This window comes from Frankia tisae, from assembly GCF_025403405.1.
Lineage (GTDB): Bacteria > Actinomycetota > Actinomycetes > Frankiales > Frankiaceae > Frankia > Frankia tisai.
This window is the reverse complement of the sequence record NZ_JANEZT010000230.1, coordinates 1-10,949: the sequence shown is the minus strand read 5'-3', so window position 1 is coordinate 10,949 and position 10,949 is coordinate 1. Positions and strand designations below refer to the sequence as shown.

The window sequence follows — 10,949 nt, the reverse complement described above, 5'->3', positions numbered from 1 at the left end:
ACCCCGGACCGAGTCCCCACTCCCGGACGAAGGACGCCTCGATGACCTCCGCCCAGCTCTCCAGCGCCCCCGCGCCGGCCCCGACCATCGCCGTGTGGGACAACCCGCCCGCCGTCGCCCCGCGTGGGACGATCATCCTGGTCGTCGGGCGAGGCGAGCATCCCGGCATCTACGAGCGGTTCGGTGCCCGGATCGCGTTCGACGGCTACCGCGTGCGTGTGGTCGGCGACCCGACCCTGGATGCGGACGCGGTGACGGCGGACATCCAGACGCTGCTGAGCGACCCCGACCTGCCCGCCCCTCATGTTCTGGCGGGTTCCGACGCCGGCGCCGCGTTCGTCGCCGCCCTCGCCGCGACGGGGGCCGTGCAGGCCGACGCACTGCTGCTCGTCGGCCTGCCGGCGGCCGCGGACAGCCGGCCTGCGCCGGCGGGCACCGAAGCCGCGGCCCCGGGCGGCGCGGCGGGCGCACCGGACGCCGACGGCGAGGGCGTCTGGGCCGCCGAGCTCGCCGCCCGCACGGCCTGCCCGACCCACCAGGCCCGGCTCAGCCACGATCCCCACCTGCGCCGCGGCGGGCTGGCCACGCCGGTGCCCTCGGCCTGGCTGGCCGACGGCGACCTGAGCCGGGTGAACGTGCCGGTGCTGGGCCTGCACGGCACCGAGGACCTGATCAGCCCGCTCGGCCCGGTGCGTGCCCGTTACGCGGCGGCGTCCCGCGCCGAGCTGGTCACCATCGACGGCGGCAAGCACGACGCCCTCAACGACGCCACCCACCGCACCGCCGCCGCGGCGGTCGTGCTCTTCCTCGAACGCCTGCGGCTCGGCAGCGACCTGCCCGCCATCGCGCACTGGTCGTGACCTGCCCCCACCGCCGCCGCGCCTGACCGTCTTCCGGAGGACCTGATGCCCGTAGAGTTCATCAGCGCGATCAACATCAACCAATCCAACGAGCTCAACCGGCTCGGGCAGACCGCCATCGACCTGCCGTTCTTCAAGCGGTACGCGCGGGCGCTGGACGAGGGCGGCTTCGACTACACCCTCGTGGCCTACAGCTCGTCGTTCCACGACCCGTTCACCCTGGCCTCGGCGATCACCCAGCACACCGACCGGGTCAAGCCGATCGTGGCGCTGCGGCCCAACACGATGTACCCGACGGTCGCCGCCAAGCAGCTCGCCACGCTGGACCAGCTCAGCGGCGGCCGGGCGGTCGTGCACTTCATCGCCGGTGGTGACGACCGCGAGCAGGCCCGCGAGGGCGACCGGCTGAGCAAGACCGAGCGTTACGCCCGGCAGTCGGAGTACATCGACATCCTGCGCAAGGTCTGGACCTCGACGACCCCGTTCGACCACGCCGGGACCTACTACTCGTTCGAGGACTTCGTCTCGCTGGTCCGGCCCGTCAACGGCACCATCCCGGTGTCGGTCGGCGGCTCGTCGGCCGAGGCCTACCAGGTCGGCGGCGCCAAGGGCGACATCTTCGGGCTCTGGGGCGAACCGCTGAAGGAGACCAAGCAGCAGATCGACGCGGTGTACGAGCAGGCCCGCCTCGCCGGGCGCAGCGACACCCCGCGGATCTGGGTCACCTTCCGGCCGATCATCGCCCCGACCGAGGAACTCGCCTGGGAGAAGGCGCACCGCGTTCTGGGCGTCCTGCAGGGCAACGGCGGGATCGTCCACAAGGGCTTCCGGATAGGCGGCAATGCCACCCCGGCCAACGTCGGCTCCCAGCGCCTGCTGGCCGCCGCCGCCCAGGGCGACGTGCACGACCGTGCGCTGTGGACGGCGACCGCCAAGGCGACCAACGCCGCCGGCGCGTCGACGGCCCTGGTCGGGACGCCGGAGACGGTCGCCGCGGCGATCCTCGACTACGTCGACCTCGGCGCCGAGCTCGTCTCGATCCGCGGCTACGACAACTTCAACGACGTCGTCGACTACGGCCGCTACGTCCTGCCGCTGGTGCGCCAGGAGCTGGCCCACCGGGAGGCGACGGGTCAACGCGGCGAGGTCGTCCCACTCGACGCGGGACTCGCCAGGCAGGACCTCGTCGGCGCGGCCGGGGCGCAGGTGGCGTCATGACCGCCCCGTCCGAAGTGACCGCCCCGTCCGAAGTGATCGCACAGCCGGCCGCCGAGGCCGGGTCTGTGCCGGTGGGAGAGGCCGTGCCGGTGGCGCCGCTGCCCGAGGTCGACATCTCCGACGAGGCGCTGGCCCGGGTCGGCGCCCAGATCGCCGCCACCGCCGAGGAGTACGACCGGTCGGGGGAGTTCCCCTGGAAGGGCGTGCAGGCCGTGCACGACGCGGGCCTGCTGCGCCTGGGCATCGACGCGCGCTACGGCGGGCGGGAGCTGCGCCCGACCGACAGCATCCGGGTGTTCACCGCGCTCGGCAAGGGCGACCCGTCGGTGGCGCTGGTCTCCGCGATGACCGTCTTCCAGCACGTGTTGCAGGCCCGTGACCCGTTCTGGCCCGACGAGCTCTACCGGAAGGTCGTCGCCGACTCGCTCGACCGGCCGGTGCTGCTCAACGCGATCCGGGCCGAGCCGGAGCTCGGCGCCCCGGCCCGCGGCGGCCTGCCGGCCACGAAGATCCGGCGTACCGCCGACGGCTGGGTGGTCAACGGGCACAAGGGCTTCGCGACCAGCTCCGAGGGGCTGAGCTACCACCTGGTGTGGGCGGCCACCGAGGACGACGACCCGCTGCTCGGGCACGTGATCATCCCCGCCGACTCGTCCGGCATCGAGATCGTCCGCACCTGGGACCATTTCGGGCTGCGGGCGAGCAGCACCCACGACGTCATCTACACCGACGTCGAGGTGCCCGCCGCGAACTTCCGCGGGCTGCCCGCCTCCGCCCAGGCCCCGGACGCCGGGTTCGCCGCCGTCGGGATCGGGGCGACCGCCCTCTACATCGGGGTGGCCCGCGCCGCGCAGGAGTTCTTCGTGCGGTTCGCCAACGAGCGGGTCCCCACGTCGCTGGGTCGGCCGATCGCCACGACCGAGCGGATCCAGACGATCGCCGGGGAGATCGAGGCGCAGCTCGTCGCCGCCGAGGAGATCGCCTTCGGGGTGGCCCGCCGCTTCGAGGAGGGCGCACCGCAGGCGGCGGAGCGTTCCATTCTCGCCAAGCCGCTCATCGCCCGGGCGGCGATCACCGCGGTGCAGACCGCGGTCGCCGCCATCGGCAACCCCGGCCTGACCCGGCGCAACCCGCTCGAACGCCACCTGCGTGACGTCCACTGCGTCCGGGTCCACCCGCCGCAGGAGGACACCGCGCTGCTCATCGCGGGCCGGCGCGTCCTCGCCGCCGCAGCGCCCGCGGCTGCGGCGCCCGCGGCGCCCGCGGCCGGCTAGCCACCGCCGCGCCCGGCGATCCCGTCCGCCGGGCCCCGAATCCCATCCGTCCTACTCGTCCCGTCCATCCCGTCCATCCTGTCCATCCCGTCCATCCCGTCCGCTCGTCGCGGAACGTCACAAGGGGGAGCACCATCACCATGACCACGTCGCACCGTCACCGAACGACGCGACGGCTGGCCGCTACAGCCGTCTCCGTCCTCGCGGCCGTGTCTCTCGCGGCCTGCGGGAGCGGAGGCTCCTCCGGCGGCGGGACCTCCGGGACCTCCGCGGCCGGCGGCACCCAGGACGGCAAGCCCGTCCCCGGTGGACGCCTGAAGATCGCCTTCTGGTCGGACTTCCAGTCCTGCATCGACCCGAACCAGGTGTACTGGATCGAGTCCCGCAGCATCGACCGCAACCTGGCCGACTCGCTGACCGACCAGGACCCGAAGACCGGCAAGATCGTCCCCTGGCTGGCCACGAGCTGGACGGTGAGCCCCGACGCCACCTCGTACACGTTCAAGCTGCGCCAGGACGTGACGTTCAGCGACGGCACCAAGCTCGACGCGAACGCCGTCAAGACGGCCTACGACGGGCTGCACGACCTCGGCGCGAAGTCGACCCTCGGCCTCACCTACCTGTCCGGGTACAAGGGAACCACCGTCGTCGACCCGTCCACCGTCAAGATCGACTTTGCGACGCCCAACGCCGCGTTCCTGCAGGCCTCCTCGACGACGACGACGGCCATCCTGTCGCCGGCGACGTACAAGGAGACGCCCGAGGCACGCTGCGCCGGCAAGGTCGTCGGCTCGGGTGAGTTCACCCTCGACAGCTACTCGGCCGGCAAGTCGGCGAAGCTCACCAAGCGTGCCGGCTACGCCTGGCCCAGCTCGCTGATCGCGAACAAGGGTGCGGCGTACCTCGACGGCATCGACGTCAGCTACATCGCCGAGGACAACGTCCGGGTCGGCAGCCTGACCAACGGCACGATCGACATCGCCTGGCCGCGCCAGCCGATCACCTCCGCCGACCAGCAGGTCATCAAGGCCTCCGGCGCCACCATCGAGACCCGCGCCCTGCCCGGCATCATCGGGCTGCTCATCCCGAACGTCACCGCCGGCCGGCCGCTGGCCGACCTCCAGGTGCGCAAGGCGCTGTACAAGGCACTGGACCTGAGCAGCTACGCCAAGACCGTGTACTGGGACGACTACCCGGTGGCGAAGAGCTCGGTGACCTCGACCACCCCGTACGCGGCGGACGAGTCCGCCAAGCTCGCCCACGACCCCGCCGGGGCGGGCAAGCTGCTCGACGCCGCCGGCTGGGCGCTGGGCTCCGACGGCTACCGGCACAAGGACGGCAAGAAGCTGACGCTGTCCTACCTGACCAACGCGGCCGGCCCCGGCGACCAGCTCGTCCAGGACCAGCTCAAGAAGGTCGGCATCGACTACCAGATCAAGGTCGTCACGGCCGCGCAGCTCACCCCGACCGGCAACTCCGGCGACTGGGACCTGTCCGGCGGCTACCTGACCCGGGCGGACCCGAGCGTGCTCGGCTCGTCGCTCGACCAGGCCGTGTCCAAGCAGTACACGGCGAAGTACTCCCAGGACCCGGCGACTGCGGCGAAGATCAGCGCGCTGTTCGCCAAGGGGCTGTCCACGGCCGACCCCACCCAGCGCGCCGCCGCCTACAAGGACCTGCAGGACGCCCTGATCGACAACGGGGTGGCCTACCCGCTCTACGACCGGCTGCAGACCGCCGGCGTCTCGGGCAAGGTGCACGGCTTCGCGTGGACCTCGGAGAGCTTCCTGCGCGCCAACGACATCTGGCTGTCCAAGTAGGACCCCGCAACCCAGGACCGGAACCACCACCGTGGGACCGGAACCCGCCATCGTAGGACCGGTACCCACATGCCCCGTTATCTCGCCGGTAGGGTCGCCCAGGCACTCCTCGTGCTCTGGGCGGCCTACACCGTCACCTTCATCATCCTGAACATCCTGCCCAGTGATCCGATCACCCTGCAGCTCAGCGCGGGCGGCGCCGACGTCAGCCAGCTCACCGCGGTGCAGGTGCACGACCTCAAGGCGCACTACGGCCTCGACGACCCGGTCGTCGTGCAGTACTTCCACCACCTGTGGGCGGCGCTGCACCTCGACTTCGGCATGTCGCTGACGCAGAACGTCTCGGTGGGCTCGCTCATCACCGACAAGCTGCCCTCGACGATCCTGCTCAGCGCCGTCGCAGTCGTGATCATGCTGGTGCTCGGCACCTCCGTCGCCTTCCTCGCCACCTACGTCCAGTGGCGCCCGGCGCGGATGCTGCTGGCCCGGCTGCCCGCCGTCGGCGTCTCGCTGCCGCAGTTCTTCGTCGGGCTGCTGCTCATCCAGGTCTTCTCGTTCTCGCTGACCTGGCTGCCCGCGACCGGCACCCACGGCTGGCGCTCCCTGGTACTACCGGCGATCACGTTGGCCCTGCCGGGCTCCGCGATGCTCGCCCAACTGCTCACCCGCAGCCTCAGCGACACCTGGCGCGAGCCCTACATCGTCACCGCCCGGGCCAAGGGCCTGTCCCGCTGGACGATCCAGGTCCGGCACGCGCTGCGCAACGCCTCGCTGCCGGCGCTGACCCTGCTCGGCGTCGTCGTCGCGTACACCGTGGTCAACTCGGTCGTCGTCGAGGTGGTGTTCACCCGCAACGGCATCGGCCAGCTCGCGCAGCAGGCGGTGCTCGGCCAGGACGTGCCCGTCGTCCAGGCCATCGTCCTGATCGCGGCAACGCTGTTCGTCGCGGTCAGCCTGCTCGTCGACCTGCTCTACTCGCTGCTCGACCCGCGCGTGGCCCGCGCGGGTCGAGCGGCCTGAGGGGGACCGCACCGATGCCCGACAAGATCCTTTCCCCGAACACCGACCTCGTCGCGCCGCCGGAGCAGCGCGCGGCCGTCGCCCACGCCGCCGCGCCGGCGTCGGCGGCGCCACCGGCAGTCACACCGGCGGGGGTCGCCCTGCCGAGCCACGCCCCGGTGCCGGCCGGCGTGGGAACGCCGGTCGACGACGCGGTGCTTGCTGACGGCGCGGTGCTCGCCGACGACGCGACCCCGCCGCCCGGCGACACCGGGGCGGGCGGGCAGGTGCGGCGACGACGGCACGACCTGCTCGCGGCGGCCGGACCGCTGCTGCGCCGGCCGGGGTTCATCCTCGCCGGGCTGTTCGTCGTCTTCGTGATCGTGTCGGGCCTCGCGCCGTCGCTGTTCACCTCGTACAACCCGTCCACCACGTCTCCGACGGACAAGCTGAAGGGGCCGAGCGTGCACCACCTGTTCGGCACGGACGAACTCGGCCGGGACCTGTTCAGCCGGGTCCTGCACGGCTCCACCCTGACGATCAAGGCGACCGGCGGCGCGGTGCTCATCGCCATCATCGCGGGGCTGACCATCGGCGTCGTCGCCGGCTTCTTCGGCGGCTGGGTCGACAGCCTGCTCATGCGGCTCGTCGACATCCTGCTGGCGATCCCGGCGCTATTGATGGCCCTGGTCATCGTCACCGCGCTCGGGTTCGGCCTGCTGCCGATCGCGATCGCCGTCGGAACCACCATCACCCCGACGTTCGCCCGTACCACCCGGGCCGAGGTGCTACGGGTGAAGGAACAGCCCTACGTGGAGGCGGCGCGCACCGGCGGCGCCTCCTGGGGCCGGGTGCTGGTGCGCCACATCCTGCCGAACTCCTGGGGCCCGGTCTCCGTGCTCGCGGTGCTCGACTTCGGCACGGCCGTGCTGGTCATCTCCTCCCTGAGCTTCCTCGGGTTCGGCACGCCGCCGCCCGCCGCGGAGTGGGGCACGCTGATCTCCAACGGCCGCAACTTCCTCGTCACCAGCCCCTGGCTGTCGCTGCTGCCCGGCCTGTTCGTCGGCCTGGTCGTGTTCAGCCTCAACCACATCGCCCGCACTTTCGAGGAGGTGCAGCGTTGAGCACCGAGGCAGTGCCGCTCAGCGGCCCCGTCGCGCCCGCCGACACCGGCCCCATCGTGGAGCTGGCCGGACTGTCCGTCGGCTACCGGCAGCGCGGGCGCACGACCCTGGCGGTCGAGGACGTCGACCTCACGATCTCCCCCGGCGAGACGGTGGCCGTCGTCGGCGAGTCCGGCTCTGGCAAGACGACGACGGCGAACGCGATCCTCGGGCTGCTGCCGTCGAGCGGGGTGGTCACCGCCGGCCGCATCCGCATCGCCGGCACCGACGTCACCGGCGCCCCCGACCGGGTGCTGCGCACGTTCCGCGGCAACGTCGTCGGGCTCGTCCCGCAGGATCCGATGGTCGGGCTCAACCCGACGATGCGCATCGGCGGGCAGATCGCCGAGGTGGTGCGCCGCCGCGGCGTCGACAAGCGTCTCGTCCACGCGGAGGTGATCGAGGCGCTGGAGCGCGCCGGGGTGGACCAGCCGGCGGTGCGCGCCCGGCAGTACCCCAATGCGCTGTCCGGCGGGCTGCGCCAGCGGGTGCTCATCGCGATCGCGATCGCCGGGCATCCCCGGCTCATCGTCGCCGACGAGCCGACCAGCGCGCTCGACGTCACCGTGCAGCGGCGCATCCTCGACCACCTCGGCGGCCTCGTCGCCGAGACCGGCGCGTCGCTGCTGATCATCACGCATGATCTCGGCGTCGCCGCCGACCGGGCCGACCGGGTCGTGGTCATGCAACGCGGGCGGATCGTCGAGCAGGGCGAGCCCGAGGCGATCCTGCTGCGGCCCCAGGTGGCCTACACTCGCCAGCTCATCGCCGCCGCCCCGGCGCTGTCGCACGCCGGCGGCGTCGTGCCGCGCTTCATCGACGTCACCCCGGCGCCGGAGGTGCTGCGCCTGGACGGGATCGGCAAGGACTTCCAGCTGCCCCGCACCGCCGGTGGCGACCGCATCTTCCGCGCCCTCGACGACGTCAGCCTGTCAGTGCGCGCCGGGCAGACCCTCGGGCTCGTCGGCGAATCGGGCTCCGGCAAGACGACCGCGCTGCGCATCGCGATGGGCCTGGAGAAGCCGACCCAGGGCCGGGTCCACCTCGACGGCGTCGACATCACCGACGCCGGCTGGTCGCAGCTGCGCCCGCTGCGGCGGCGCTTCCAGCTCGTCCACCAGAACCCGTACTCCTCGCTGGACCCGCGGTTCACCGTCGCGCAGACCATCGCCGAACCGCTGGTGTCGTTCCGGGTCGGGGACCGGGCCAGCCGCGCCGCCCGGGTCCGCGACCTACTCGACCAGGTGGCCCTGCCGGCGGCGTTCGCCGACCGTAAGCCGGCGGAGCTCTCCGGCGGCCAGCGCCAGCGGGTCGCGATCGCCCGCTCGCTCGCCCTCGAACCCGAACTGGTGTTCCTCGACGAGCCGGTGTCGGCGCTCGACGTGTCCGTGCAGGAGCAGATCCTCACCCTGCTGCTGCGGCTGCAGCAGGACCTGGGCGTCGGCTACCTGTTCATCTCCCACGACCTGGCGGTCGTCGCCCAGCTCGCCCATCACGTCACGGTGCTGCGGGGCGGGCGGATCGTCGAGAGCGGCCCCGCCGAGAAGATCCTCACCGCGCCGGCCGAGGAGCACACCCGCGAACTGCTCGGCGCGGTCCCCGGCCAGCGTTTCGCCGCCGAACTCGCCGCCGCGGCGCTGCCCGGGACGAAACAGTGAATCCACCAGACAGCACAGAAATCCACCAGACAGCACAGAAGGGATCGGGGCGATGAGCCGCCGGTACATAGTCATCGGAGCCGGCGCGGTCGGCGCGACCATCGCCGCGGAACTGCACCTCGCCGGCATCGGCGTCGTCGTCGTCGCACGGGGCGCCAATCTTGAGGCGCTGCGCACCCACGGGCTGCGCTACATCCGCCCGCCGGCCACCGAGGGCGGCCCGGCCGACTCCCGGCGCCTGGACCTGGCCGTGGCCGGCGGCCCGGACGAGGTGGAACTGCGCTCCGGTGACGTCCTCGTGCTCGCCACCAAGTCCCAGGACTCCGAGGCCCTGCTCGCCACCTGGGCCTGGCAGCCGGTCGACGGCGGGCGCACCACGGCGGCCGAGACGCTGCCCGTCGTGCTGCTGCAGAACGGCCTCGAAAACGTCCGCACCGCGCTGCGCCGCTTCGCCGTCGTCGTCGACGCGATGGTGCTCAGCCCGTCGTCGCACCTGCGCCCAGGAGAAGTGATCTCCCCGGCGGCGCCGCTCGTCGCCGGCTTCCTGCTGGGCCGCGCGCCCGGCGGCGGCGTCGGCGACCCGGTGGTCGAGGCGATCGCCGCCGACCTGCGCCGCGGGGCGAGCGCCGTGCGGATCGTCGACGACATCGGCCGCTGGAAGGCCGGCAAACTGCTGGGCAACCTGGCGTACAACCTCGACGCGCTCTACCCGCCGAGCCCCCGGCGCGACGCCGCGTCCGCCGAGCTCGTCGCCGAGGCCCGCCGGGCGTTCGACGCCGCCGGCATCGACATCGCGGACCTGCGCCAGGACGGCGGGTTCGACGTGCGCGAGCTCGTCATCCACGACGTCCCCGGCTTCCCGCGCCAGGGCAGCTCCACCTGGCAGAGCCTGGCCCGCGGCGGCTCGGTGGAATCGGACTTCCTCAACGGGGAGATCGTCCTGCTGGCCCGGCTGCACGGCCTGGGCGCCCCGGTGAACGCCGGCGTGCAGCGGCGCATCGCCGTCGCCGCCCGCCTCGGCACCCCGCCGGGCGGCCTCGGCGACGCCGACCTCGGTGAGCTGCTGGCCGCGGGCCGCACGCCCGGCCGGTCCGGGACGGCCCGTCAGCCCGGCGGCGAGGTGCTCGTCGACGCCAAGGCCCTGCACGACGAGCTGACCTCGGCCGCACCGCCGCTGCTGCTCGACGTCCGCTGGGCCCTCGGTGACCCGCACGGCCACGACCACTACCGCGAGGGCCACCTGCCGGGTGCCGTCTACGTCGACCTCGACACCGAGCTCGCCGCCGCCCCCGGGGGCACCGCCGGGCGTCACCCGCTGCCCGAGCTTGCCGACCTGCAGCGCGCCGCCCGCTCCTGGGGGCTGACCGCCGGGCGCCCGGTCGTCGTCTACGACGACAACGGCGGGCTGTCCGCCGCGCGGGCATGGTGGCTGCTGCGCTGGGCCGGCGTCGCCGACGTCCGCATCCTCGACGGGGCGCTCGGCGCCTGGCGCGACGCCGGACTGCCGGTCGAGACCGGGGAGATCATCCCGCTGCCCGGCGACATCGTGCTCGAGCCGGGGCACCTGCCTGTCCTCGACGCCGACGCCGCCGCCGCGGTGGCCCGCGAGGGGATCCTGCTCGACGCCCGCGCGCCCGAGCGCTACCGCGGCGAGGTGGAGCCCGTCGACCCGCGCGCCGGCCACATCCCGGGGGCGGTCAGCGCCTCGACGGGGGACAACCTCGACGACGCCGGCCGGTTCCGGCCGGCCGCGGAGCTGCGCGCCCGCTTCCTCGCCCTCGGCGCCTCGGCCGCCGGCGGCGGCGGCGCGGCGCCGGCGCCGATCGGGGTGTACTGCGGGTCCGGGGTGACGGCCTCGCACGAGATCGCCGCCCTCGCCGTCGCCGGATTCGACGCGGCGCTGTTCCCGGGCTCCTGGTCGGCATGGTCGTCCGACCCGGCCCGCCCGGTCGCCACC

Annotated in this window: 8 protein-coding genes; all 8 read left to right on the top strand. The window is 73.2% G+C overall.

What is annotated here, in order from left to right:
- Window positions 1-860: serine aminopeptidase domain-containing protein (locus NBZ85_RS20330; RefSeq protein ID WP_308205196.1), on the top strand; the 860-nt coding region annotated here is incomplete at its 5' end.
- A gap of 45 nt (window positions 861-905) precedes the next feature.
- The gene (locus NBZ85_RS20325; RefSeq protein WP_261558488.1) at window positions 906-2,078 is read left to right on the top strand and encodes an LLM class flavin-dependent oxidoreductase; all 1,173 of its coding nucleotides are present in this window, start codon (window positions 906-908) and stop codon (window positions 2,076-2,078) included.
- A complete protein-coding gene (locus NBZ85_RS20320; RefSeq protein ID WP_261562416.1) occupies window positions 2,075-3,352 on the top strand; it encodes an acyl-CoA dehydrogenase family protein in 1,278 nt (425 codons plus the stop codon). Before NBZ85_RS20325 ends, NBZ85_RS20320 begins: the two co-directional genes overlap by 4 nt.
- 140 nt (window positions 3,353-3,492) lie before the next feature.
- Window positions 3,493-5,172, top strand: a complete 1,680-nt coding sequence (locus NBZ85_RS20315; protein ID WP_261562415.1) for an ABC transporter substrate-binding protein — start codon at window positions 3,493-3,495, stop codon at window positions 5,170-5,172.
- Between the two features lie 69 nt (window positions 5,173-5,241).
- Window positions 5,242-6,192 (top strand): ABC transporter permease, encoded by a 951-nt coding sequence (locus NBZ85_RS20310; RefSeq protein WP_261558482.1) that lies wholly within the window; start codon window positions 5,242-5,244, stop codon window positions 6,190-6,192.
- Between the two features lie 14 nt (window positions 6,193-6,206).
- The gene (locus tag NBZ85_RS20305; protein WP_261558480.1) at window positions 6,207-7,295 is read left to right on the top strand and encodes an ABC transporter permease; all 1,089 of its coding nucleotides are present in this window, start codon (window positions 6,207-6,209) and stop codon (window positions 7,293-7,295) included.
- Window positions 7,292-8,992 (top strand): dipeptide ABC transporter ATP-binding protein, encoded by a 1,701-nt coding sequence (locus NBZ85_RS20300; protein WP_261558479.1) that lies wholly within the window; start codon window positions 7,292-7,294, stop codon window positions 8,990-8,992. The genes NBZ85_RS20305 and NBZ85_RS20300 overlap by 4 nt, the downstream gene beginning before the upstream one ends.
- Window positions 8,993-9,044: 52 nt before the next feature.
- A partial coding sequence (locus NBZ85_RS20295) for a rhodanese-like domain-containing protein (protein WP_261562414.1) occupies window positions 9,045-10,949 on the top strand: 1,905 nt, incomplete at its 3' end.

Bases quoted from the DNA above. Each gene is read 5' to 3' on its own strand.
- NBZ85_RS20310 (WP_261558482.1), top strand. From the start codon at position 5,242: ATGCCCCGTTATCTCGCCGGTAGGGTCGCCCAGGCACTCCTCGTGCTC.
- NBZ85_RS20315 (WP_261562415.1), top strand. From the start codon at position 3,493: ATGACCACGTCGCACCGTCACCGAACGACGCGACGGCTGGCCGCTACA.
- NBZ85_RS20325 (WP_261558488.1), top strand. From the start codon at position 906: ATGCCCGTAGAGTTCATCAGCGCGATCAACATCAACCAATCCAACGAG.
- NBZ85_RS20320 (WP_261562416.1), top strand. From the start codon at position 2,075: ATGACCGCCCCGTCCGAAGTGACCGCCCCGTCCGAAGTGATCGCACAG.
- NBZ85_RS20305 (WP_261558480.1), top strand. From the start codon at position 6,207: ATGCCCGACAAGATCCTTTCCCCGAACACCGACCTCGTCGCGCCGCCG.